The organism is Streptomyces sp. NPDC002853, from assembly GCF_053591915.1.
This window is the reverse complement of the sequence record NZ_JBSFUS010000004.1, coordinates 358,765-383,567: the sequence shown is the minus strand read 5'-3', so window position 1 is coordinate 383,567 and position 24,803 is coordinate 358,765. Positions and strand designations below refer to the sequence as shown.

Annotated in this window: 19 protein-coding genes and 1 riboswitch; of the genes, 12 read left to right on the top strand and 7 right to left on the bottom strand. The window is 70.8% G+C overall.

Annotated features, from left to right (window positions below; all coding sequences use genetic code 11):
• Positions 1-19 precede the first annotated feature (19 nt).
• The gene (locus ACWD02_RS12930) at positions 20-562 is read right to left on the bottom strand and encodes an N-acetyltransferase family protein (RefSeq protein WP_451208443.1); all 543 of its coding nucleotides are present in this window, start codon (positions 560-562) and stop codon (positions 20-22) included.
• Positions 563-658: 96 nt separating this feature from the next.
• Positions 659-1,963 carry a M64 family metallopeptidase gene (locus ACWD02_RS12925; RefSeq protein ID WP_451208440.1) on the bottom strand — a complete coding sequence of 435 codons (1,305 nt, stop codon included), beginning with the start codon at positions 1,961-1,963 and terminating at the stop codon, positions 659-661.
• 278 nt (positions 1,964-2,241) lie between these two features.
• Between ACWD02_RS12925 and ACWD02_RS12920 the strand changes: the two genes are divergently transcribed.
• The 3 genes from ACWD02_RS12920 to ACWD02_RS12910 all read left to right on the top strand — a co-directional run bounded on the left by ACWD02_RS12920 (position 2,242) and on the right by ACWD02_RS12910 (position 4,870).
• Positions 2,242-3,633 (top strand): helix-turn-helix domain-containing protein, encoded by a 1,392-nt coding sequence (locus tag ACWD02_RS12920; RefSeq protein WP_451208437.1) that lies wholly within the window; start codon positions 2,242-2,244, stop codon positions 3,631-3,633.
• A 199-nt stretch (positions 3,634-3,832) separates the two neighbouring features.
• Complete coding sequence (locus ACWD02_RS12915) at positions 3,833-4,333, top strand: hypothetical protein (RefSeq protein WP_451208435.1); 501 nt, start codon at positions 3,833-3,835, stop codon at positions 4,331-4,333.
• Positions 4,334-4,483: 150 nt separating this feature from the next.
• Positions 4,484-4,870, top strand: a complete 387-nt coding sequence (locus tag ACWD02_RS12910; RefSeq protein WP_451208432.1) for a PPOX class F420-dependent oxidoreductase — start codon at positions 4,484-4,486, stop codon at positions 4,868-4,870.
• An 18-nt stretch (positions 4,871-4,888) separates the two neighbouring features.
• Here the strand turns inward: ACWD02_RS12910 and ACWD02_RS12905 are convergent, their stop codons facing one another.
• Both ACWD02_RS12905 and ACWD02_RS12900 read right to left on the bottom strand, forming a co-directional pair.
• Positions 4,889-5,923 (bottom strand): tetratricopeptide repeat protein, encoded by a 1,035-nt coding sequence (locus ACWD02_RS12905; protein ID WP_451208429.1) that lies wholly within the window; start codon positions 5,921-5,923, stop codon positions 4,889-4,891.
• 178 nt (positions 5,924-6,101) lie between these two features.
• The gene (locus tag ACWD02_RS12900) at positions 6,102-7,274 is read right to left on the bottom strand and encodes a hypothetical protein (RefSeq protein WP_451208426.1); all 1,173 of its coding nucleotides are present in this window, start codon (positions 7,272-7,274) and stop codon (positions 6,102-6,104) included.
• A 367-nt stretch (positions 7,275-7,641) separates the two neighbouring features.
• On the opposite strand from ACWD02_RS12900, the gene ACWD02_RS12895 reads away from it, so the two are divergent.
• Complete coding sequence (locus ACWD02_RS12895) at positions 7,642-9,870, top strand: MMPL family transporter (protein ID WP_451208423.1); 2,229 nt, start codon at positions 7,642-7,644, stop codon at positions 9,868-9,870.
• A gap of 97 nt (positions 9,871-9,967) precedes the next feature.
• Here the strand turns inward: ACWD02_RS12895 and ACWD02_RS12890 are convergent, their stop codons facing one another.
• Positions 9,968-10,978: a DUF3048 domain-containing protein gene (locus tag ACWD02_RS12890; protein WP_451208421.1), complete on the bottom strand. Its 1,011-nt coding sequence runs from the start codon at positions 10,976-10,978 to the stop codon at positions 9,968-9,970.
• A 182-nt stretch (positions 10,979-11,160) separates the two neighbouring features.
• On the bottom strand, positions 11,161-12,306 hold the full coding sequence (locus ACWD02_RS12885) for a S1 family peptidase (RefSeq protein WP_451208418.1): 1,146 nt from the start codon (positions 12,304-12,306) through the stop codon (positions 11,161-11,163).
• Positions 12,307-12,575: 269 nt separating this feature from the next.
• On the opposite strand from ACWD02_RS12885, the gene ACWD02_RS12880 reads away from it, so the two are divergent.
• From ACWD02_RS12880 to ACWD02_RS12855, 6 genes are all read left to right on the top strand, one after another.
• A complete protein-coding gene (locus tag ACWD02_RS12880) occupies positions 12,576-14,810 on the top strand; it encodes an ATP-binding cassette domain-containing protein (RefSeq protein WP_451209194.1) in 2,235 nt (744 codons plus the stop codon).
• 61 nt (positions 14,811-14,871) lie between these two features.
• Positions 14,872-16,833 carry a M13 family metallopeptidase gene (locus ACWD02_RS12875; protein ID WP_451208416.1) on the top strand — a complete coding sequence of 654 codons (1,962 nt, stop codon included), beginning with the start codon at positions 14,872-14,874 and terminating at the stop codon, positions 16,831-16,833.
• 202 nt (positions 16,834-17,035) lie between these two features.
• Positions 17,036-17,149, top strand: a riboswitch (SAM riboswitch).
• A 47-nt stretch (positions 17,150-17,196) separates the two neighbouring features.
• Positions 17,197-17,322 (top strand): putative leader peptide, encoded by a 126-nt coding sequence (locus ACWD02_RS12870; RefSeq protein WP_451208414.1) that lies wholly within the window; start codon positions 17,197-17,199, stop codon positions 17,320-17,322.
• A 78-nt stretch (positions 17,323-17,400) separates the two neighbouring features.
• A complete protein-coding gene (locus ACWD02_RS12865) occupies positions 17,401-18,657 on the top strand; it encodes an LLM class flavin-dependent oxidoreductase (RefSeq protein WP_451208411.1) in 1,257 nt (418 codons plus the stop codon).
• A gap of 17 nt (positions 18,658-18,674) precedes the next feature.
• On the top strand, positions 18,675-20,084 hold the full coding sequence (locus ACWD02_RS12860; protein WP_451208409.1) for an NtaA/DmoA family FMN-dependent monooxygenase: 1,410 nt from the start codon (positions 18,675-18,677) through the stop codon (positions 20,082-20,084).
• 14 nt (positions 20,085-20,098) lie between these two features.
• On the top strand, positions 20,099-21,226 hold the full coding sequence (locus tag ACWD02_RS12855) for an LLM class flavin-dependent oxidoreductase (RefSeq protein ID WP_451208406.1): 1,128 nt from the start codon (positions 20,099-20,101) through the stop codon (positions 21,224-21,226).
• On the opposite strand, the gene ACWD02_RS12850 is transcribed toward ACWD02_RS12855, so the two are convergent.
• On the bottom strand, positions 21,190-22,440 hold the full coding sequence (locus tag ACWD02_RS12850; RefSeq protein ID WP_451208404.1) for a PucR family transcriptional regulator: 1,251 nt from the start codon (positions 22,438-22,440) through the stop codon (positions 21,190-21,192). The two genes, ACWD02_RS12855 and ACWD02_RS12850, sit on opposite strands and share 37 nt — an antisense overlap.
• 153 nt (positions 22,441-22,593) lie before the next feature.
• On the opposite strand from ACWD02_RS12850, the gene ACWD02_RS12845 reads away from it, so the two are divergent.
• Together ACWD02_RS12845 and ACWD02_RS12840 are read left to right on the top strand one after the other, a co-directional pair.
• On the top strand, positions 22,594-23,769 hold the full coding sequence (locus tag ACWD02_RS12845) for a lactate 2-monooxygenase (protein WP_451208401.1): 1,176 nt from the start codon (positions 22,594-22,596) through the stop codon (positions 23,767-23,769).
• Complete coding sequence (locus ACWD02_RS12840) at positions 23,766-24,743, top strand: 2-hydroxyacid dehydrogenase (RefSeq protein WP_451208398.1); 978 nt, start codon at positions 23,766-23,768, stop codon at positions 24,741-24,743. The genes ACWD02_RS12845 and ACWD02_RS12840 overlap by 4 nt, the downstream gene beginning before the upstream one ends.
• The last annotated feature ends 60 nt before the right edge of the window (positions 24,744-24,803 follow it).

The window sequence follows — 24,803 nt, the reverse complement described above, 5'->3', positions numbered from 1 at the left end:
CTTCGCTGACGGGAGGAGGCTAGCCAGCCGAATGGTCCGGGCCGTGGACCATTCGGGGGCCTTGGGTGTGGGCCAATTCCCGGCCGGGCGGCCGCATCATGAAGACGTCCACGGGGTCTTCGTCCTCGATGCTGAAGCCGTGGCGCTCGTAGAGACGCCGGGCCGTACTGCCCTGCAGGACGTTCAGGCGGACGAGGCTTCCGTCGGTGTCGGTCCGGTCGAGCAGCCCGCGGAGCACGGCCGATCCAAGGCCCCGGCCCTGGAGGGCGGGGTCGAGGTAGAAGTGTTCGAGCCATTGGCAGTCGTCGGCCGGCCGCAGGGCGACGCAGCCCGCGAAGGCGCCGTCGACGAGGATCACCGAGGTGTCCCGGGGGGAGTAGGCGTCCCGGAATCTCTGGCGCACCCGCTGTTCGTCGAACCGGCCCAGCCGCTCCAGATCCGGTCGCAGCACCGTGGCGCGCAGCTCGGCGATGGTCTCGGCATCGGTGGGCTCCGCGGTCCGCAGTGTCCACTCCAGGGCGGGCGTCGCCGCGTCGCGCGATTGCCCGGGGTGCGTGGTCATGACCGGCAGTATCCCCGGTGGCCGCCTGACGGCAGGGGGTGGTGTCCTGCCGTCAGGCGCCCGCCCCGGTCCATCGGGCGGGGTGCCGGCTTCGGGTCAGCGGGTGACCTGCCAGCTGAGCGAACCCGTCATCAGCTTGCGCAGCTCCGGGGTACGGACCGCCTTGTTCCGGTCGGTGGCGCGTGCCGTGACGGTGTGCGCGCGCCCGTCGGCCGGTACCCCGAGCGCCTTGGGGGTCACGCTGTCCGCGCCCCGCGCCTTTCGTGCCTCGCGGCCGTCGACGTACCAGCGCAGTTCGGCGTGGGAGGACGCCTCGACGCGGATGCGCTGGGTGCCGCGCACCTTGCGGTCGGTGGGGGTGGCGGAGGTGAGCACGGGTGCGTGCTGGTGGAAGCCCGCGATCATCGCCTCGCGGCCGGGCAGATTGAACTCGCGGCCCAGGGTGCGCATGATCGAGTCCTCGGTGGGGCGGTTCAGGCCGTGCCCGTGGTAGCCGCCCCCCTCGTACGCGCCGACCGTGCCCCCGTCAGGCGATGCCTGCCCGAGCCAGTGGTGCCACTTCACTTTCTGCGCGGCCATCTCGTCGGCGCCGAGCTTGCTGAGGTTGGACTCGCCGGGCTCGGGGCCCGTGTAGGTGCTCTCGTCGTACCAGTACTCGTCGGCGAGCTTGCCGAAGGAGTGGCCGGTCTCGTGGACGGCGACCTGATCCGAGTCGGGGTGGTCGGACGAGGCGGTGCCTATGCCGTCGTACCCGGACGGTGAGGTGATGTCGTTGTAGCCGGCGCCGCCGTACTTGGTGGAGTTGCTGAGCACGATGACGAGATCGGGGTCGGCGGCCTTGCTCGCGTACGCCTCGACCTTGTTGGTGTCCACGCACAGCAGACGCTCTATGTCGTCACAGAAGAAGGCCGAGTTCAGGGCGGTGTCCTTGCGGACGTCACTGGTCGGGTCGCCCGAGACGCCGGAGTCCTGCGAATGGGCGTCGACGGCCCAGACGTTGAACAGGTCCTCGTACTGGGCGTACGGCTCGACGGCGGCCATCTCCTTCCACTTGGTGCGCGCGTCGGCGTGGAAGTCCTCCTGCTGGGCGGCGGTGTAGCCGTCGCCGATGAAGACGACGTCGACCTTGGTCTCGCTCGCTCCGGCCTCCACGATCGGCAGGACGTCGCCGTCGTCCTGGACCGTGGCCCGCTCCTTCCTGGTGAGCGGGGCGGAGGCGGGGACCTCGGTGTGGCGGGGGTGGCTGTCGGGGCCGGTGAAGTACTCGACCTCGACGCGGTCGGCGCCCTGGGCGGCGGGCGCGCTGCCGTCCGTGCCCTGGCCCACGGCGGCAGGCGCGGTGACGGCGAGCGTCGTGGCCAGGGCGACACCGGTGGCGACAGCGAGCCGCTTGCGGGACATGCGGGGTATACCGGATATACGGGAAGCGTGTCTACGCATGGACGATCTCCGGGGTCGGCGCGGACCGAGTCGCCGATTCACGGCAAGTCCGCGATATAAGTGGGGGGTTAAGGGAGCTTAAGGCGCGATTCAATGTAGGGGCTGAGGGGAAGCCAGGCAATGCCTGAGACGCAAGGGGACTGCGGGACCGCCGAGTTGCGGCGAGCACCGCCACGCCCATGCGCTCCAGACCTGGATGAACGTCGCTCGGACGCGGAGCCGGACCCGGAGGGAAAAAGATGACGGAGAGCGGATCAGGAGGCGCACGACCGGACGAGCCCGCCGAGATCGGGCGTCGCGTCCTGCGGCTGCGCACGGAACTGGGCCTCACCCAGCGCCAGTTGGCCGAACCCGCGTACACACCCGCCTACGTCTCCACGCTGGAGTCGGGCAAGGTGCGGCCCTCCGAAGCGGCCCTTCGGCACTTGGCGCAGCGCCTCGGCGTCACCCCCGAGGAGCTCGCGACGGGACGCCCGGCCCGCCTCGCCGCCGAGCTGCGCCTGCGCCTCACCGACGCGCGGCGCGCCCTGGCCACCGGCTCCCCCGAGGACGCGGCCCCGCTCTTCCGCGCGCTGTGTGCCGAAGCCGTCGAGCACGCCCTGCCGGGGGAGCGGGCAGCCGCACTCCTCGGCCTCGGCGACTGCCTCCTCGAATCCGGCGACCTCGACGACGCGCACGCGTGCTTCACCACCGTGGAGCGGCTGCTCGCCGACGAGCCGCTGCCGCGCCGCGTCCCCGCCATCCGCGGCCGCGCCAACGCCCACCGCCTCACGGGCGAACTCCGCTACGCCTGCCACCTGTTGGAGACCGCGCTCGACCAGCTCAATGCCTCAGGGCTGCACGACCCGGACGCACTGCTCCTCCTCTACTCGGCGTCCATCGCCCCGTACATGGACATGGGCGCACACGAGCGTGCCGCGCACGCCGCCGAACTGGCCCTGGCGCTCGCGCCGCGCGTGCAGGACCCCGCGCTGCTCGCGGGCATGCACCGCGGGGTGGCCCGCACGCTCATCGCCCAGGGCCGCATCGCGGAGGCCGACGCGTCGCTTGCCAAGGCCCAGGACCTCTACCAGCAGCTCCACCTTCGCACCGAACTCGCCCACTGCCACTGGATGCGCGGCTATGTGCACGCTCAGGACGGCGACCTGGAACGGGCCGAGCACGAACTGCGCACCGCCCACGACATGCTCACCGCCAAGCGGGCCGCGCTCTACGCCGACCAGGTCGAGGTGGAACTCGCGGACGTGCTGCGCAGGCGCGGCAGGACCGAGGAGGCCGAGGCGCTGCTGCGGCCGCTCCTTGCCGCCGGTCCACGGGCCACTGAGACCCCGGCGCTTCGGGCCGGACGCGGCGCGGTGCACAAGGGCGCCGCACACCGGCTGCTCGGCCTCATCGCGGAGGAGTGCGGTGACGCGGAGGGCGCCGAGGAGCACTACCGTGCCGCCCTGCCGCTGCTCGAACGCGCGGGCGCGGCCGGGGACATGGCAGGCCTGTGCTGCCTGCTCGGCGACCTTCTGCGGCGCACCGGACGCACGGAAGCCGCCATGGACGCCTACCGCACCGGCCTCGCCCGACGGACCACCCCGGGCACGACGACACTGGGCCCCGCGCCCGCGCCACCTCCGATGTGAGGAGCCGTCGGCGGACCGCCCGGCGATTGTCCGGCTTTTGTCACGGTGCTGTGCGCTCGGACAACCTGATGTCCACTCATGTCCGTCCGCCTGCTAAAAATACGGGCGGCACAGGGACGCGGACCACCTTGTGCGCATCCATCGCAGCATTCTGACAGTTGGGCCCGAGAGGGCCGCAGGGGGAAAGGCACCAGCCTTGATGAACCACGCACGTACGACCGCCGCAGTCCTGGCCACGGCAGGGGCCCTCACGGCCGCTCAGCTCGGCCTGGCCGGATCGGCGTCAGCGGCGGACGCACCGAAGGCGCCGAAGGCGTCGACCGCCTCGGCGCAGAACGCCGGCTGCCCGATCGACATCGTCTACACGTCCCGGTTCTACATCGGCCCGGGCGGCTGGGTGAAGGGCGACGGCCTGTACTTCGGCCTCAAGAACAAGAGCACCAAGAGTTTTAAGAAGGTCACCTTCACCGTCAGCAACGTCAAGAACGTCCGCTTCGGTTCGGCGAAGGCGAAGGGCGGCAAGATCACGAAGAAGACCTCCAAGACCATCTCCGTCTACGACAAGAGCCTGGCGGGCAAGGCCAGCCTCGGGGTCAGGGTCAAGACGCGCCTGCTGAACACCAGGTCGTACAAGGTGAAGTTCAAGGTCCACGGCAACGGCTGGAACTGCGCCGTCAACCAGGGCACCTGGGGCGCCTGAGCAGCACGCGCCACGCGCCCGCGGGACCCGGCTCGCTCCGGGGCCCGCGGGCGCTCCTGTACCCACACACGTCAGGCGAACGTGATCGCGAGTAGCATCCGCAGCGTCGGCGGTTTGCACGTGGGTCAACACAAGCTCAGGAGCGGTCAAGTGGACGAGGCAGCGCAGGCGGGGCTCGGCGCGGGGAAATACCTCCTGGTCACCAGCTACCGCAAGAACGGCACCCCGGTGCCGAGCCCCGTCTGGGTGGTTCAGGACGGGGCCGCACTCGGTGTCTGGACGGCCGCCGACTCCTGGAAGGTCAAGCGGATCCGTAACCGCTCCGACGTCCTGATCGGCCCCTGTGACCTGCGGGGCAACCCCACCGGCAAGCAGGTGCCCGCCACCGCCGAGATCTGCGACCCGCAGGAGACCGCGCGCTACCGCACCCTCATCGCGCGCAAGTACGGCCTGATCGGCCGCCTCACGCTGCTCGGCAGCAAGATCCGGCGGGGCACGAGCGGGACGGTCGGCATCCGGATCACCCGGGCCGGGTAACCCCCCGGTACGCCCGCGTCAGGTCATGCTCGGCTCCGGCCGGGTGGCCATCTCGGCGCGGAACTCGGCCGCCGCCTCCCGCGCCTGCCGCAGCCCGATGCGCGCGAAGTCCGCCTCCAGCGCGGCGAGTTCGGCCAGGGTCTCGCTGCGGTCGTGGCCGAGCCTGGCCCGCGACTTGACCAGACCGAGCCGGGACAGGGCCGCGCCGCGCGGCTCCCGCATGGCGTCGAACTCATCGAGGGCGATGGCGTAGATCTCCCGTGCGGCGGCATAACGCCCGTCCCGGTAAAGGACGTTGCCGCGCATCTTGTGGTTGTACGCGAGCGCGCTCGCCAGATCCATGGCCCGGCAGATGACCTCCGCCTCCGAGAGCAGCGCGAGCGCCTTCTCCGCCTCGCCCCGCAGCGACAGGACGTCGGCGACCCCGCGCAGCGACCAGGCGCGCCCCCGCGCGTCCTGGGCGTCGGCCGAGATCCTGACGCACTCCTCGAACAGCTCCAGGGCCTCGGTGTAGTCGCCGGTGTTGCGCCGCATCTGCGCGATGCCCGACATCGCCCACACCATGTGCCGCGCTTCCCCGTGCTCGCGGCCCTGTTCCAGGAGCTGCTCGTGCAGGGCGGCCACCGCCGCGTAATCCCCCTGGATACGTCCCGTCTCGGCGAGTCCGGCGAGGGCGTAGCCGTGCGCGAGCCGCTCCCCGCTGTCGGCGGCCAGCGCGACTCCCCACGCCAGAAGCCGTCGCGCGAGCCGCAGTTGGCCGCATTGGCGGGCGAGCGTGCCGCCGCTCCACAGTGCCCACGCCATGGCGCCCGCGTCCCCCGCGACGCGTGCGCTGCGGTAGCTCTGCCGCCAGGCGGAGCCCGCGTCGTCCACCTGGCCGAGCCGTCGGTTGGCCTCGGCCAGGGCGAGTGCGGCGCGCGCCCTCTCCAGTGCGGTGTCCGCCTGGGAGAGGGCGCGGTCCGCCGCCGTCAGCACCTCCTCGTAGGAGGAGTTCACCCCGAGTGCCGCGCCCAACTCGCCCTGATACTCGGGCGCGAATGCCTTGCCGTGCATAGATCCATGACCTCTCGATCAACTCCGTACGCCGGTCTCCGTACGTTGATCAAGAAGCTACGAGCAGGGCGGGGTGCGGCGAATCCCTCCGCGTATGGGTCATTCCGTACGACTCCAGGGCTACGGGAGAAGCCATGGTCATCATCGGGATGTACGGGGAGGGCGGGGCCCGCGGTCGTCAGCCGGCGTCCCGCGCCGTGCCGGCCGGGTCGTCGAAGACGGGCATGTCGTCGAAGACGGCAACGGCTTCAGAGGCGGCGGTGGCCGTGGCGGCTGCCTCGGCATCATCACCGGCCCCGGCCGTGGTGGAGCCGGTGGGAGCCGAGCCCGCCGTCGCCGTCTGCAGCGCCGTGATGCACGCGGCGATCGACTTCTGCAGCTCCTCCAGGCGCAGCAGCATGTCGTCCTCGTAGATGTCGTCGACCTCGGCGTCGTCGAAGGTCAGCTCCTCGAACACCTTCGTCGCCTTCTGCAGGCTGCTGTAGAACTTCGCGCGGCGCTCCTGCACCCGCAGCTGCGGGTCGCTCTGGACGGTCTGGGCGACCAGGTCCTTCACGGTGTCGTACGCCTCACGCGCCCACTCGCCGGAGTCCTCGCCCTCGTCGAGCTCGTCGATGAGGGACAGGTGCCGCTCGGCCTCCTCCTTCAGCTCGGCGGGCGCGTCGATCAGCTGGCCCGCCGGCGTCTTGACCTGCCCCTTGTCGACGATCTGGCGGACGTAGTCGACGCGGTCGCCCGCCTTGGCCTCGGCCGCGACCGCCTTCTTGAGGTCGTCCGCCCGCACGATGTCGCGGACGAGCTCGGTGCGCAGCGCCGGGTCCTCCTCGAGCCGGTCCATCAGTGCACGCCGCGCGGCCTCGGCGGTGCCGGGGTCGGCGAGGATCGCGGCCCGCAGCGCGGTGGGGTTCTCGGCGACCTCCAGGGCCTTGGTGGGGCGGATGCCCTCGGCCTCGGCGGCCTCCGTGATCGCGGTGCCGCGGGGGGTGAGGGCGCTGGAGCGGGAGGCGTAGTACGTCAACCAGACGTCGGAGTCCGGGAGTTCGATGTCCTCACCGGGCGTGAGGGCCTCGAAAAGGGGTACGAGGCCGTCGTCAGCGGCCTTGTCCCAGGCCTTGTAGTAGCGCATGACGCGCTCGGCGGAGCAGCCGGCCAGCTCGCTGAACTCCTTCGCCGAGACCTTCGGCGTCTCGTCGGCGCCCTGTCCGCCGGGGCGCACGCTGCGCGCCACCTTCAGGGCGAAGGCCCAGCCGCCGGTCCGTGCGTAGGCACCGAACTCGCGGGCGTCCCGGGCCACCGGCTCGGAGACTTCCGACGGCGTGGCTGCTTCAGACGGCGCGATGGCAAGAGTCACGAAGGTTCTCCTGGATGGTGATGACAAGTATCTGAGAGCTGACTCGACACCTTATCGCTCCTATTGAGGTGGTATGGGGGCGAGTTGTTCTCGGGTGAACAGGTGTCCCACGGTACGGAGCCGAATCCTCCGGTGACCTGCGACTTGATGTGGGTCCTACACATCCTGATCACATCTCCTCCCCGAGGATGACCCTGCGTGCACGCCACTACAGCGCCCGTGGGCTCACAGTCCGACTCTGAGTCTGACTTCCGGGCCGGAGTGGGCCTGGACTATTGAAGGGAACCTGCTGACCGCCCTGACGTGCGCCGATCGTGCCGCGGGGGGTCTCACTCCGCCTGCCGAAACCGACGGGAGCCCCTTCGCCGTGGCTACGTTCCTCTACAAACTGGGCCGCCTCGCCTTCCGGCGACGCCGCTATGTGGCACTGATGTGGGTGGTGCTGCTGGCCGGCGTCGGCTTCGCCTCGGCCACCGCACCCGCACCGCCCGAAGACTCCTTCTCCATGCCGGGGACGGAGTCCCAGAAGGCCTTCGACCTCCTCGACGAGAAGTTCCCGGCGGCCAGCGCCGAGGGCGCCACCGCCCGCGTCGTCATCCGCGCCCCCGAGGGCGAGAAGCTGACCGAGTCCGGCCCCAAGGGCGACGTCGAGAAGCTGGTCAAGACCCTGGGCGCGGGCCCGCAGGTCAGCGAGGTCGCCGACCCCTTCAAGGCCAACGCCGTCAGCAAGGACGGCACCACCGCGTACGCGTCCGTGACGTACAAGGTGACCGCCACCGAGCTGACCGACAAGGCGCGTGACGCGCTCACCAAGGCCACCGACGACACCCGCAAGTCGGGCTACACCGTCGAGACCGGCGGCGACGCCGTCATGGCGGAGCAGGAGATGGGCGGCACCGCCGAGCTCATCGGCATCGCGGTCTCCGCGGTCGTCCTGCTCATCACCTTCGGTTCGATGATCGCCGCGGGCATGCCGCTCCTCACCGCCATCATCGGCGTGGGCATCGGCGTCTCGGGCATCGCGGCCCTCGGCAGCGTCTTCGACCTCTCCGCCATGACCGGGACGCTCGCGATGATGATCGGCCTCGCCGTCGGCATCGACTACGCGCTCTTCATCGTCTCCCGCTTCCGGGCGGAGATCGCCGAGGGGCGCGAGCCGGAGGAGGCCGCGGGCCGTGCCACCGGGACCGCGGGCTCCGCCGTGGTGTTCGCCGGACTCACCGTCATTGTCGCGCTCTCCGGCCTCGCCATCGTCAACATCCCGATCCTCACGAAGATGGGCCTGACCGCGGCCGGCACGGTCGCGATAGCCGTCCTCATCGCGCTCACCATGATCCCCGCGCTGCTCGGCTTCGCGGGCAAGAAGGTGCTGCGCCGCAAGGACCGCAAGAAGCCCGTGAGTGAACTCCGGGACCCGAACGCCAAGCCGAAGCTGGGCACGCGCTGGGCACGCTTCGTGCTGCGCCGCCCGATCCCGGTGCTGCTGCTCGCCGTGGTGGGCCTCGGTGTGGTCGCCGTACCGGCCACCAGCCTGGAGCTCGGCCTGCCGGACGAGGGCACGTCGGCGCCGGACACCACGCAGCGCAAGGCGTACGACATGCTGTCCGAGTCCTTCGGCGCCGGCTTCAACGGTCCGCTGATGGTCACCGTCGACACGGACAAGGACAAGGGCGCCGCCGCCGCGGCGGGCGCCGTCGGCAAGGAGATCGCCAAAATCGACGGCGTCGCCGCCGTCACTCCGGCCAACCCCAACAAGTCCGACGACACCGCGATCTTCAACGTCGTGCCGACGACCGGTCCGAGCGACCACAAGACCGAGGGCGTCGTCAAGGAGATCCGCTCGACGGTCGACGGGCTCGGGGACAAGACGAACTCCGAGGTCCTGGTCACCGGCGCCACCGCCATGACCATCGACTTCTCGCAGACCCTGGACGACGCGCTCCTTCCCTACCTGGGACTCGTCGTCGGCCTGGCCTTCCTGCTCCTGATGCTGGTCTTCCGCTCGGTCCTCGTACCGCTCAAGGCGGCGCTCGGCTTCCTCCTCTCGGTGGCCGCCGCGCTCGGCGCAGTCGTCGCGGTCTTCCAGTGGGGCTGGCTCGCGGACCTCGTCGGCGTGGACCAGCCGGGCCCGATCATGAGCATGATGCCGATCTTCATGATCGGTGTGGTCTTCGGTCTCGCCATGGACTACGAGGTGTTCCTCGTGACGCGCATGCGTGAGGCGTACGTCCACGGGGCGCGCTCCGGCGAGGCCGTCGTCACGGGCTTCACGCACGGCGGACGGGTCGTCGCCGCGGCGGCGGTCATCATGATCAGCGTCTTCTCCGGCTTCATCATGGAGAACGACGACATGATCAAGATGATGGGCTTCGGCCTGGCCATCGCCGTCCTCTTCGACGCCTTCGTCGTGCGCATGGCGATCGTCCCGGCCGTGCTCGCCCTCCTGGGCAACAAGGCGTGGTGGCTGCCTAAGTGGCTCGACCGCGCGCTGCCGAACGTCGACGTGGAGGGCGAGAAGCTGCACAAGCAGCTCGGCGACTTCCCCACGGCGCGCCAGGACGACCAGGACCGGGAGCTGGAGTCCGTACGCGGCTGAGCACCTGACGCTCCGCCAGGAGTACGCACGTCAGCCCGGTGACCGATCACGGTCACCGGGCTGACGCCTGTCCGGGGCCGGGGGCCGGGCGGCCGGATCAGCGGTCCGCGTAGACCATCCAGACCTGCCCGCGGGCAAAGGGCATCCGTTGCCCGTTGGAGAGCGTGAAGGTCGTGCCGCCCTCGGGGCTCGTCCGCTTCCAGTGGGTTTGGTACGCCTTGCCGTCGCGCAGGACGGTCGCCCTGCCGCTGCCGACCGTCTTGATGTAGGGCGTCGCCGCGCCGTTGACGTCCTTGTAGCGCGACGGGGGCATGCTCACATGCTGGATGACGATCGTCCGCGCGCCCAGCCGCGCCCCCGAGGTGCTGCGGGCCGGGGCTCCGTCGAAGGACGCGAGCCAGCGGCGCTCACCGGGTGACCAGCTGAAGGTGTGGCTGGCCGAGGCGTAGCGGACGGTGCGTGCCGCGGTGCGGGAGCCACCGGCCGGGGCGGGTCCGAAGCGGAAGCCGATGTCGGCGGCGTGGTCGGCCTCGGGGGCCGAGCGCAGCACGGCCTCGGGGCGGACGAAGAGGTTGTGCGGGGCCGGCCGGTCGCCGTCGCGGAAGTAGGCGTCGGGGAGGCGGCCGTGCGGGCGGGCGTACAGCGGCGACTGCTTGAGCATCTTGTTGAGGGAGCTGCGCACCCCCGAGTAGGCGAGGGCCGGGCGGCCGAACTGCCGCAGGAGTTCGACGTCGGACTCCCGCGCGCTGCGCACCGGACCGACGGCCTGCGGGAGGCGGCTGGAATACACCCCCATCAGCCGGCTCATGCCGCCCTCGACCTTCTCCACGTAGACGATGTCCGCCTGCGCGAGGCCGGTGTGCGGCCTGGCCATGCGTGCGTTGTCGAACTTCACCGCAAGCACCGGGCCCTGCTGCGCCCGCATCCCGGTGAAGGGCGACCGGCCCTGCTCCGGGGCCCCGGCGCCCGCCGGTGCGCTCTCCTGCGCGGCTCCCATGGTGAGCGCGCCCACGGCGACCGTGGCCAGGAGCCTCGTGCCGATGCGGGTGCGGCGGCGGACCCCGCTCCCTGATCCGGCGCGATCCCGACGAGAGGCCCTTGCTGTCATCGCGGTTCTCCGTTCGTCCCCGAACGCACGGTTCCGGGACCAGTTCGTTCCTGGCAGTGGCAGCCGCAGTCCTTCCTCCGGGGTGGGAGCGGTGAACCCGCTTAGGGCCATCCAGCCGCCAGGACTCACCGCAGCGGCGTACGCGCCGGGCCCTCCCGCGGGCCCGGCGCGGTCCGCCGCCGTCAGGCGGTGTGCAGGGTCAGGCCGTAGCGCCCGAGGATCTCGTTGATGGGCTGGTGCCAGGTCTCACCGCCGCCGCTGCAGTTGCCCCAGCCGCCCGAGGTGACGCCCTGGGCCTGGTCGCCGCTGATGAACGAGCCGCCGGAGTCGCCCGGTTCGGCGCACACGCTCGTCTTGGTCATCTGGTGGACGGCGCCCTGGCTGTAGTTGACGGTCTCGTTCTTGGCGAGGACGGTGCCGCAGTGCCAGTGCGTGGTGGAGCCGGAGCGGCAGATCGACGCTCCCACGGGCGCCTCCGCCGATCCGCGCACGAGCCGGTCGGAGACGGTGCCCCAGCCGAGCACCACCGGGACGGTCCACCAGCCGTTGCCCACGCTGACGTACGCGTAGTCGTTGCCGGGGAACGAGGAGCCCTGGAAGCTGCCGATGTTCGAGCCGTCCCAGCCGCGCACCCCGGCCCCCGCCTGCCCGCAGTGGCCCGCGGTGACGAACCCGCCGTGCACCGAGAAGCCGATGGAGCAGCGGACGTTGCCGGTGTAGTAGGGGTCACCGCCCACGGTGCCCGCGGCGAAGGTGGTCGGTGCCTTGCCGACCGTCTCGACCTTGACCGGGCCCGCCTTCCGGGCGCGGTCGACGAACCGCCGGACATCGTTGTCGTTCTTCTGAGCAGCGACGACGTTCACCACGACCTTGTTGCTGCGCGGCGCCACGTGCCAACTGCTGACGCCCTTGGGTGCGTCCAGCGCGTCGATGCGCGCCTTGGCGGCGTCCAGTTCCTTCGCGCTGTGGCGGACCACACGGACGGTGGCGCCGGTCTCGCGCAGAGCGGTGGCCTTGCCCGCGCTGGTGGTGGCGACGGTGAGCCGCGCGGTGTCCGCGTCGTACCAGGAGCCCGCGTACGTGGATCCGGCCGCGCGCTGCGCCGCGCGGTCGACGCGGGTCGCGGTCTTCTCGGCGGCGAGGCGTTCGCGTGCCTGGCCCGCGGTGAGTCCGAGGTCGTCCTGGAGGGCGGTGAGCATGCCCGCGGAGGCCGGGGGAGGAGTGGGGGCGGGAGCGGCGCCGGCGGTGGAGGTGAGCGAGGCGCTTGCCCAGGTGCCGACCAGGAGCAGGGAGGAGACGGCGATACGGGCTCCGGTTCTGCGTCTCATGGCAGTGCCCTTTCTGTCGTTCCGTCGAGGTGGGGAGGAACAGGGTGATGAGAGCGCTCTCACGATGAGTTCAGGCGGAGCATAGGAGCGACTCGGCGGTCATGTCCATACCAACTGAGCGCTCTGGGACGGCAATTGAGGACGGAAATGGACGCCGGGCAAATATTGGGTACGGTGTACGCATGGGATTGGGTACGGTGTACGCTTTTCCTTCAGTCCGTTCCGGCCAAGGAGCATCAGTGACGGTCATCCCCGCCGACAGCCACCACGTGATCCAGGTGCGAGGCGCCCGCGAGAACAACTTGCGGAACGTTTCGCTCGACATTCCCAAGCGGCGGCTCACCGTCTTCATCGGAGTCTCGGGCTCCGGAAAGTCCTCGCTCGTCTTCGGCACCATCGCCGCCGAGTCGCAGCGGCTGATCAACGAGACGTACACCGCGTTCGTCCAGTCGTTCATGCCGAGCCAGAGCCGCCCCGACGTGGACAGCCTGCGTAATCTCAGCGCGGCGATCGTCGTCGACCAGGAGCGGATGGGCGCCAACTCGCGTTCCACGGTGGGCACCGCCACCGACGCGTACACCATGCTCAGGATCATTTTCAGCCGCCTCGGCGTCCCGCACATCGGCACCTCGGGCGCCTTCAGCTTCAATCTGCCCGAAGGCATGTGCCCCGAGTGCGAGGGCACCGGCGAGGCCTCCACCGTCGACGTGGACCAGCTTGTGGACCGCGACCTCTCGCTGAACGAGGGTGCGATCACCGTCCCCTACTACGCGGTGGACTCCTGGAGCTGGCAGATCATGGTCAACTCCGGCTTCCACGACCCCGACAAGAAGCTCAGGGACTTCACCGAGCAGGAGTGGGCCGACCTTCTGCACAAGGCACCGGTCAAGGTGAAGGTCGGCTCGAACGGCTTCACGTACGAGGGCCTGGTGGCCAAGATGCAGCGGACGTGGCTCGCCAAGGACCGCGACTCCCTCCAGCCGCACATCAAGGCCTTCGTCGACCGGGCCGTGGTGTTCGCCCGGTGCCCGCTCTGCGACGGCACGAGGCTGACCGCGGACGCGCTGTCGTCCAGGATCGACGGCCACAACATCGCCGACTGTTCGGCGATGCAGATCAGCGATCTGGCCGCGTTCGTACGCGGCCTCGACGACCCGGCGGTCGCGCCGCTGATCGCGGGCCTGCGCGAGCTGCTCGAATCGCTGGTCGAGATCGGGCTCGGCTATCTCAGCCTGGACCGCACGTCGGGTTCGCTCTCCGGCGGCGAGGCGCAGCGCGTGAAGATGGTCCGCCATCTCGGCTCCAGCATCACCGACGTCACGTACGTCTTCGACGAGCCGACCATCGGACTGCACCCGCACGACATCCGGCGCATGAACGACCTGCTGCTCCGGCTGCGCGACAAGGGCAACACGGTGCTCGTGGTGGAGCACAAGCCCGAGGTCATCGCCATCGCCGACCATGTGGTGGACCTCGGCCCCGGGGCCGGTACGGCGGGCGGCGAGATCTGCTTCACCGGCGACGTGGCCGGGCTGCGCGCCTCCGGCACGCTGACCGGGCGGCACCTGGAGCACCGGGCCGGGCTGCGCGAGCAGGTGCGGGTGCCCAAGGGGCAGCTCTCCATCAAGGGCGCCGACCGGCACAACCTCAAGGACGTCGAGGTCGACATCCCGCTCGGGGTGCTCGCCGTGGTCACCGGGGTCGCGGGCTCCGGCAAGAGCTCGCTGATCCACGGTTATCTCTCCGGGCAGGAGGGCGTGGTGGTGGCCGACCAGTCGCCGATACGCGGCTCGCGCCGCTCGAACCCGGCGACCTACACCGGACTGCTCGGCCCGATCCGCACCGCCTTCGCCAAGGCGAACGGCGTCAAGGCGGCCCTGTTCAGCGCGAACTCCGAGGGCGCCTGCCCCAAGTGCAACGGCATCGGGCTGATCTACACCGACCTCGCCATGATGGCCGGAGTCGCGTCCGTCTGCGAGAAGTGCGAGGGGCAGCGGTTCACGGCCGAGGTCCTCACCTACCGGCTGCGCGGCAAGAACATCAGCGAGGTCCTCGGCATGTCGGTCGCCGAGGCGCACGACTTCTTCCCCGCGGGCCAGGCGGCCACCATTCTCGGCCGCCTCAGCGATGTCGGGCTGGGCTATCTGCGGCTCGGCCAGCCGCTCAACACCCTCTCCGGAGGTGAGCGCCAGCGCCTCAAGCTGGCCATCCACATGGCCGAGAGGTCGTCGACGTACGTCTTGGACGAGCCGACGACCGGGCTGCACCTGGCCGACGTGGACAAGCTGCTCGCGCTGCTCGACCGGCTCGTCGACGACGGCAACTCGGTGGTCGTCATCGAGCACCACCAGGCGGTGATGGCGCACGCGGACTGGATCATCGACCTGGGCCCCGGCGGCGGTCACGACGGCGGTCAGGTGGTGTTCACCGGCACCCCCGCGGCCCTCGTGTCCGAGGGGGAGACCGTGACGGCGCGGCACCTGCGGGAGTACGTCGCGGGATGAGGTCAGGTCGGCGGTGACCGGCCGATCGTGCTCGGGGCCCGTGTCCGCGTAGGGTGCGTGAATGAGCATGCTGGATGACGCCCACGCGGGCATGAACCCCGAGATCCGGCCGCAGGACGACCTGTTCGGCCACGTCAACGGTCACTGGCTGGAGAACGAGCCGATCCCCGAAGATCGCTCCAGCTGGGGCCCCTTTGTGCAGTTGGTCGACACGGCCGAGGAACAAGTCAAGGTGATCATCCAGGAGCTCGCGTCGGCCGCGACGGCCGGCGCCGTCCCGGATGACGCGCGCAAGATCGCCACTCTGTACGCCTCCTTCATGGACGAGGAGACGATCGCCGCCCGCGGGCTCGCCCCGGCGCAGCCCCTGATCGACGAGGTCAAGGAGCTGCGGGACACCCGGGAGCTCGCGGCGTTCCTCGGCCGTTTCGAGCGGATCGGCGGCTCCGGTCTCTTCGGCTCCTACATCGACTCGGACGACCGCGACTCCGACCGCTACCTCTTCAACGTCCTCCAGGGCGGCCTCGGCCTGCCCGACGAGTCGTACTACCGCGAAGAGAAGTTCGCCGAGATCCGCGAGAAGTACGTCGCCTACCTCACCGAGCTGCTCACCCTGGGGCAGCACGCCGCGCCCGCCGAGGCCGCACAGGCGGTCCTCGCCCTGGAGACCCGGCTCGCCGGCGGTCACTGGGAGCGGGCCGAGACGCGTGACGTGCAGAAGACCTACAACCTCCTCACCCTGCACGAACTGATCACCCTGGCGCCGCACTTCGACTGGCGCGGTTACGTCGCAGGGCTCGGTGGCTCGGAAGAGACCATCGCCGAGACGTGCGTCCGGCAGCCGTCCTACCTCCGTCACCTGTCCGCGGTCCTCGACGAGGTGCCGATCGAGCAGTGGCGCGACTGGACGCTGGTCCGGGTCCTTCGCTCGTGCGCGCCCTACCTCACGGACGCGTTCGTCCGGAACAACTTCGAGTTCTACGGCCGCACCCTCAACGGCACCCCGGAGCTGCGCGCCCGGTGGAAGCGGGCGGTCGCCTTCGTCGAGGGCTGCATCGGCGAGGCGGTCGGCAAGGAGTACGTGGCGCGGCACTTCCCGCCGAGCTCCAAGGCGATGATGGACGACCTCGTCGCCAATCTCCTGGAGGCCTACCGCCAGTCGATCGCCCGGCTCGACTGGATGACGGATGAGACGAAGGAGCGCGCGTACGAGAAGCTCGCCACCTTCCGTCCCAAGATCGGATACCCCGACACCTTCCGCGACTACTCCGCCCTCCAGGTGTCCGCGGACGACCTGCTCGGCAACGCGCAGGCGGCGGACGCCTTCGAGTCCGACCGGCAGCTCGCGAAGATCGGCGCGCCGGTCGACCGCGACGAGTGGTTCATGCTGCCGCAGACCGTCAACGCCTACTACAACCCGGGCACCAACGAGATCTGCTTCCCCGCGGGCATCCTGCAGAAGCCGTTCTTCTCGCCCGACGCCGATCCCGCCGAGAACTACGGCGGCATCGGCTCGGTCATCGGCCACGAGATCGGCCACGGCTTCGACGACCAGGGCGCGCAGTACGACGGCGCGGGCAACCTCAACGACTGGTGGACCGCGGCCGACAAGACCGCGTTCGAGGCGAAGTCGAAGGCGCTGGTCAAGCAGTACGACGCGTTCTCGCCCCGCAACCTCCCCGGCGAGTTCGTCAACGGCTCGCTGACGGTGGGCGAGAACATCGGCGACCTGGGTGGCCTGACCATCGGGCACACGGCGTACAAGATCGCGCTCAACGGCGACCCGATGCCCACGAAGGACGGCCTGACCGGCTCCCAGCGGCTCTTCATGAACTGGGCCTACTGCTGGCGCACCAAGCGCCGCAAGGAGCAGGAGCAGCAGTACCTCACCATCGACCCGCACTCGCCGCCGGAGTTCCGGGCCAACATCGTCCGTAACCTCGACGAGTTCCACGAGGCGTTCGGGACGAGGGAGGGCGACGGTCTCTGGCTGGAGCGGGCGGACCGCGTCAGGATCTGGTGAACTCCCGGGGCGGACGCGGCACTTCGGCCGCGGCCGCCCCGGTCCGTCGACCGCATCAGCGCGGGCCGGAACAGAACCAGCGGCCCGGTGGTTGTGCCTGACGAAGGCGGACGCTGAAGGGGGACGGCGTGTGCGGTGATGCCGGCCCGGCCATGATCCACGGGCATTGCGCACGGCTGCGCCCTCACGTAGCGTCCGAACAGGTTACGAGTGTCAGCGTCAAGTCCTGGCTTGCTGACCGGCAACCGCGCCTCGCGGCGGGGTGCTCCAGGTGAGGACCAGGCGGAGCCCGACCAGGGTTCCGCGAGCGCGAGACCGGCGAGGCCGTGGGCCCGCCGGGCCGGAAGGGCGGAGGTGACGGTCGTGCCGCTGCTGCCGCCGGTGCCCGGCCCCCGCCCCGTGGTGATCGCCCCGAGCCGCCAGGTGCACCTGTACTCCCGGCACCACATCGACCTGCAGCGTGTCGCCGGCGCGCTCTGTCGTTCCTGACCCGTCACCCGCCGCCGCGCACCCTCGTAGCCGAGGGGCCGGTGTTCTCGTACGGTCGATCAGGAAGGCACTCCTCTCGTGTCGTCATCACCTTCATCCCCGCTGTCCTCTTCTGCTCCCGCGGCTCCGTCCGCCCCGCTGCACCTTGCCGTCGCACTCGACGGGGCGGGCTGGCACCCGGCCGCCTGGCGTGAACCGGCGTCCCGTCCACAGGAGTTGTTCACTGCCCGGTACTGGGCCGATCTGGTCACGGAGGCCGAGCGCGGCCTCCTCGACTTCGTGACGATCGAGGACGGGCTCGGCCCGCAGTCCTCGCACTTCACCGAGCCCGACGGACGCACCGACCAGATCCGCGGGCGGCTCGACGCCGTCCTCATCGCCGCCCGCGTCGCCCCGCTGACCAGGCACATCGGTCTGGTGCCGACGGTGGTGGCCACACACACGGAGCCCTTCCACATATCCAAGGCGATCGCCACGCTCGACTACGTGAGCACGGGCCGTGCGGGCGTCCGCGTGCAGGTGTCGGCGCGCCGGAACGAGGCCGCGCACTTCGGACGCCGTACATTTCCCGCCTTCGGAATCGAGGACCTCGAACGCCCGGACGTACGGGAGTTGACCGCTGACCTCTTCGACGAGGCGGCCGACCACATCGAAGTGGTGCGCCGCCTCTGGGACAGCTGGGAGGACGACGCGGAGATCCGGGACGTCGCCACCGGCCGCTTCATCGACCGCGACAAGCTGCACTACGTCGACTTCGAGGGCAAGCACTTCAGCGTCAAGGGCCCCTCGATCACGCCCAGGCCGCCGCAGGGCAGGCCCGTCGTCAGCGCGCTCGCCCACGAGTCCCCGACCCAGGCGCCTCTCCGGCTGCTCGGCCGCTCGGCGGACATCGGATACGTGACGCCGCGCGACGCCGGACACGCACGCGCCGTCGTCAGGGCGGTCCGCGGTGAACAGGACGCCGCGGGGCGGGCCGACGAACCCCTGCACCTCTTCGGCGACCTCGTCGTGTTCCTCGACGACGACGCTGCCGCCGCCACGGCCCGCCGCGAGCGACTGGACGCCCTCGCGGGCCACCCGTACACCAGCGACGCGCGGGTCTTCACGGGCACGCCCACGCAACTGGCCGACCTGCTCACCGAGTTGAGTCAGGCCGGGCTCACCGGTTTCCGGCTGCGTCCCGCAGTCGTCGGCCACGACCTCCCGGCGATCACCCGAGGCCTGGTGCCCGAGCTCCAGCGGCGCGGCGCCTTCCGCCGCGCGTACGAGGCCGACACTTTGCGAGGTCTCCTGGGTCTCGCCCGCCCCGCCAGCCGCTACGCCGCCACCGCCTGAGCCGGAAGGACCCCGTCATGACCAAGTCACCGGACAAGCCCCTCAAGCAGATCCACCTCGCGGCACACTTTCCCGGCGTCAACAACACCACCGTATGGAGTGCCCCCGAGGCCGGCAGCCACATCGAGTTCAGCTCCTTCGCGCACTTCGCGCGGACCGCCGAGCGCGCCAAGTTCGACTTCCTGTTCCTCGCCGAAGGGCTGCGGCTGCGTGAACAGGGCGGCAGGATCTACGACTTGGATGTCGTGGGCAGGCCCGACACCTTCACCGTCCTCGGCGCGCTCGCCGCCGTCACCGAACACCTCGGCCTGACCGGCACCATCAACTCCACCTTCAACGAGCCCTACGAGGTGGCCCGCCAGTTCGCCAGTCTCGACCACCTCTCGGGCGGACGCGCCGCGTGGAACGTCGTGACCTCCTGGGACGCCTTCACCGGCGAGAACTTCCGCCGCGGCGGATTCCTCCCGCAGGAGGAGCGCTACTCCAGGGCCAAGGAGTTCCTCGCCACGGCGCACGAGTTGTTCGACTCCTGGCGCGGGGACGAGATCGTCGCCGACCAGGCCACCGGCACCTTCCTGCGCGACGCACAGGCGGGTGCTTTCGTCCACCGGGGTCAGCACTTCGACATCCAGGGCCGGTTCAACGTGCCGCGCAGCCCCCAGGGGCGGCCGGTCATCTTCCAGGCGGGGGACTCGGAGGAGGGGCGGGAATTCGCGGCCTCCGGCGCGGACGCGATCTTCAGCCGGTACAGCACGCTCAAGGAAGGGCAGGCGTTCTACACCGACGTCAAGGGCCGCCTCGCCCGCCACGGCCGCACCCACGACCAGCTGCTCATCCTGCCCGCCGCGACCTTCGTCCTCGGGGACACGGACGCCGAGGCGCAGGAGCTGTCCAGGGAGGTGCGGCGCAAGCAGGTCAGTGGCGCCACCGCGATCAAGCACCTGGAGTTCGTCTGGAACCGCGACCTCTCCGCCTACGATCCGGAAGGCCCGCTGCCCGACATCGACCCGGACCCGGGCGAGCACACCATCGCCCGCGGCCGGGCCCAGGTACGGATGTACCGCGACCCGCTGGCCACCGCACGGGAGTGGCGCGAGCTCGCCGCCGCGAACAAGTGGTCCATCCGCGACCTGGTCATCGAGACCGGAAGCCGCCAGTCCTTCGTCGGCTCCCCGGCCACCGTCGCCGAGACGATCAACTCCTTCGTCCAGGCCGACGCCGCCGACGGCTTCATCCTCGTCCCGCACATCACCCCCGGTGGCCTCGACGCCTTCGCCGACACCGTGGTCCCGCTGCTCCAGGAACGCGGCGTCTTCCGCACGGAGTACGAGGGCACCACCCTGCGCGACCACCTGGGCCTGGCCCACCCCGACGCGGGCGCGGACACGAGCGCCCCCGAGCCCGTGCCCGCGTCCGCCGGCCACTGAGGAGGACCACACCCATGTCACCGATCCCTCTCGGCGTCCTGGACCTGGTGCCGGTCTCATCCGGCTCCACCGCGACAGAAGCGCTGCACAACTCCGTCGACCTGGCCCGACAGGCCGAGCGATTCGGGTACGCCCGCCACTGGTTCGCCGAGCACCACCTCAACCCGGGCGTGGCAGGCACCTCGCCCGCGGTCGTCCTCGCCCTCACCGCCGCGGCGACCTCCACGATCCGGCTCGGGGCAGGCGCCGTGCAGCTCGGACACCGCACCGCGCTGTCCACCGTCGAGGAGTTCGGCCTGATCGACGCGCTGCACCCAGGGCGCCTCGACCTGGGCCTCGGCCGCTCCGGCGGCAAGCCGCCCCAGACCTCTGCCGCCGCGCCGCCGACCGCGACCCCCGTCGTCGACGGCCGCGCCCCCAACGGACTGCGCATCCCGGCGCGCTTCTCCTACGAGCATCTGCTCGGCTCACCCCGCGTCGCCCTCCAGCGCAAGCTGCTCCAGCAGCCACACGCCCAGGCACAGGACTACGGGGAGCAGGTCGACGACATCCTCGCCCTGCTCGCGGGGACGTACCGGTCCGACGACGGCGTCGAAGCCCATGTCGTCCCCGGCGAGGGCGCCGAGATCCAGGTGTGGATCCTGGGCAGCAGCGGCGGGCAGAGCGCGGACGTCGCGGGCCGCAACGGCCTGCCCTTCGCCGCGAACTACCACGTCAGCCCGGGCACGGTGCTCGAAGCGGCGGAAGGCTACCGCGCCGCGTTCACCCCCTCCGACGTACTGGACAAGCCCTACGTCAGCGTTTCCGCCGACGTGGTCGTCGCGGAGGACGACGAGACCGCCCGCGAACTCGCCGCGGGCTACGGCCCGTGGGTCCGCAGCATCCGCACGGCCGAGGGCGCCATCCCGTACCCCACGCCGGAGGAGGCACGCGCGCACGTCTGGACCGACGCGGACCGCGCACTGGTCGAGGACCGCACCGAAACCCAGTTCACCGGCTCCCCGGGCCGGGTCGCTGACCTCCTGGAGCAACTGCAGGAAGCCACCGGTGCAGACGAGCTGCTCATCACCACCATCACCCACGGCCACGCCGACCGGGTGCGCTCCTACGAACTGCTCGCCGAGGAGTGGCGGCGCAGGTGACGGGCGCCGGCGGCCTGGCCTCCGATCACGATGGTCCGTGCGATGTCCAGCGTGAGGCGCTGCCAGGGGTCCTGGGGGTCGCGGGCCGTGAGGTCGCGGACGCGGCGCAGGCGGTAGCGGACGGACTGGGGGTGGAGATCGAGTGCGCGGGCCGCTGCGTTGGCCGAGCCGGTGTCGATGTACGCGGTGAGGGCTTCCAGGAGGTGGCGTCGGGCGCTGTCGACGAGAGGGCCGAGGACGATGCGGCCGATCTGGTCGGGGCTCATCACGGGGTGGCCCGCGAGCAGGGCGAGGACGTGTGCGTCGGCGTCGGTGAGGGCCCGGTCGGGGTGATGGGCGTGCGGGGGAGCGGTGTCCAGGGCGCCCGCGGCGAGCCGGTGGGCGACGGCCACGCGGTCCAGGCTCTCGCCCGAGATCACGCAGCCTCGCCAGGCGTGCTTGCGCAGGACCTCCGGCACGGCGTCGGCGGACGCGGAGGGAAGGAGGAGTACGGCGCGCGATCCGTGGGTGGTAGCCAGGGACGTCGTCGCCGGGGTTCTGCGCTCCCCCTCTCCGCCGAGGGCCGCGAGCAGGGCCGTCGACGTGGTGAGGGAGATGTCGGACGAGCCGGCCTGCGGGTCTGTGACGTCCGCCGGTTCCGCCACCAACAGGCAGTAGCGTTCCGGCAGTTGGACGTCCAGGCGGGAGGCCCTCGCGCCGAGCGCGCCAAGGGACGCGTGCCGGCCGGCGATCAGGTCGTCGAGCAGCAGTTGGAGTGACCTGTCGCGGTCACCGGCGAGGCGCTCGCTGGTGGCCGCGTACGCCGTCGTCATCTCCTCGGAGATGGTGTCCATGGCGGTGAGCAGCAGTTGGGTCAGGGCGAAGGCGTCCTGCGCGGACAGTTGCGGCGCGCGGGCTGCGACCTCGTGCGCGAGTACCCCGGCCGCGACCCGGTAGGCGCGCAGCACGGCCTGCAAGGGACGGCCGTCCGCCGCCCGCGCCGCCGCGATCCCGCGGAAGCGCCGCAGATCGGCGTCGCCGATCGCGCCGTCCGTCACCCAGTGGTCGAGGAGGCGGTCCGTCGCCCAGGCCGCGATGGCCCGCACCTCGGGGAACCTGCTGCCGTCCAGCGCCGTGTACGCCGGAACCTGTTCGTGCACCGCGTCGACGACCGCCTCGACGAGGCGGGGATCGGCCAGGAGTTCCTGCCGGACGCGTTCCCGCTTGTTTGTCACAGGGTGATGGTCCCATCGGAAAAGGGTGCGTACGACCATGGACGGGGCTTGTCACTGTGGCAAGGATCGTCGGGTAGGAAGTGCCGCGTTTCGCAGTCACGCTGTCTTCCGCTGTCGCACGCAGTCTCCAGGCCACCGGACGGGACCCACCACATGACGACGACGCCGAACTGGGCGGACTTCCAGTACGAGATCTACCTCAACGGCATGACTGGCGCCGTACCCCGCCTGCCGACCGACCTGACCCGCCTGGAGGAGCTGACCGAGCAGCGCCTTGGCCCGGGACCGGTCGGGTACGTCGCCGGAAGCGCGGGCAACGGCAGCACCGCCCGCGCCAACCGCGAGGCCCTCGAGCGGCGCCGGATCGTGCCGCGCATGCTGCGTGACGTGCATGAACGCGATCTGTCCGTGGAGGTGCTCGGCCATCGGCTGCCCGCGCCCCTCGCCCTCGCACCCATCGGTGTCCTGTCGATCATGCATCCGGAGGGCGAGTCAGCCGCCGCCCGCGCGGCCGCGGCCCGCGGCGTCCCGTTCATCCTGTCCTCGGCCTCCAGCACCCCCATGGAACAGGTCGCCGCGGAGATGGGCGACGCGCAGCGGTGGTTCCAGCTGTACTGGGCCAAGGACCGTGACGTCACCAAGAGTTTCCTGGACCGGGCGAAGGCCGCGGGCTTCACGGCACTCGTCGTCACGCTCGACACCCCGCTGCTCGCCTGGCGTCCGCGCGACCTGGACCAGGCGTACCTGCCCTTCCTGCACGGCGTGGGCACCGCCAACTACTTCAGCGACCCGGCGTTCCAAGCGGGCCTCGCCAAGCCGGTGCACGAGGACCCGAACGCGGCCGTGATGCACTTCGTCGGCATGTTCGCCGACCCCGCGAAAACCTGGCCCGACCTTGCGTTCCTGCGCGAGAACTGGGACGGCCCGATCGTGCTCAAGGGCATCGTGCATCCGGACGACGCACGCCGGGCCGCCGACGCGGGCATGGACGGCGTGGTGGTCTCCAACCACGGTGGCCGCCAGGTCGCCGGTTCCGTCGCGGCGGCCGACGCGCTGCCCCGCGTCGTGGCGGCGGTCGGCGACCGGCTCTCCGTCCTGTTCGACAGCGGTGTCCGCACCGGTGACGACATCTTCAAGGCCCTAGCCCTCGGCGCCGAGGCCGTCCTCGTCGGACGGCCGTACGCCTATGGACTCGGCCTCGACGGCCAGGCGGGCGTGGACCACGTGATCCGCTGTCTGCTCGCCGAGCTCGACCTCACCCTTGCCCTGTCCGGACACGCCGGACCCGCCACCCTCACCCCCGACGACCTGATCGAGGAGACCGCATGACCACCGTGAAGAACGTCCTGGCCATCGTCTCGCCCCACGTGGGCGGCCGCGCCGCGGGAGGCGCCCTCGCCGGGCTGCTCCCCGAGACGGCGCGTGTCACCGTCGTCGAGTCGGCCGACGAGGACCCCGCGGCCCTGCGCGAGGCACACGTCATCATCACCGGCCTCGCACCCGTCACCGCCGAGCACATCGCGGCCGCCCCGGCCCTGGAAGTCGTCCAGTGCGCGAGCCACGGCTTCGACTACGTCGATCTGGAGGCGGCCCGCTCACGCGCGATCTCCGTCTGCTCGATCGGCTCCAGCGGCGCCGAGAAGCAGAACGTGGCCGAGCAGACCTTCGCCCTCATGCTCGCCCTCGCCAAGCAGCTGATCCCGGCACACACCGCGCTGACCGAGGCGGACTGGGCACTTCCGCGCCTCCAGCAGTCCATCACGGAGCTCTCCGGCAAGACCCTCGGCATCGTCGGGCTCGGCCACATCGGCGAGGAAGTCGCACGCCGCGCGGTCGTGTTCGACATGAGCATCCTCTACGCCGGTCCGCGCGCCCTGGACGCGGAGACGGAGGCCCGCCTCGGCGGCGCGCGCCACGTCGAACTCGACGAACTCCTCCGTACCTCCGACTACGTCAGCCTGCACGCCCCGCTCACCGAGCGCACGCGCCATCTGCTGGACGCCGAGCGCCTGGCCCTCCTGAAGCCGACGGCTTTCGTCGTCAACACGGCACGGGGCGCGCTCATCGACCAGGACGCCCTCGCTGACGCGCTCACGGCCGGGAAGCTGGCCGGTGCGGGCATCGACGTCTTCGACCCCGAACCGCCCACCGCGGCCCTGCGCCTGCTGAAGGCGCCGAACGTGGTGCTCTCGCCGCATGTGGCGGGCGTGACCCGCGAGACGCTCGTCCGCATCGGCCTCGCCGCGATCCAGAACGTCGCGGGCCACCTGGAGGGCAAGCCCTTGGGCGACGTGGTCTCCTGACGTCACATCAGGAAGGCTTGTGGCAGCGGCCGGTATCCCGTCGCTGCCACAACCGGTGCC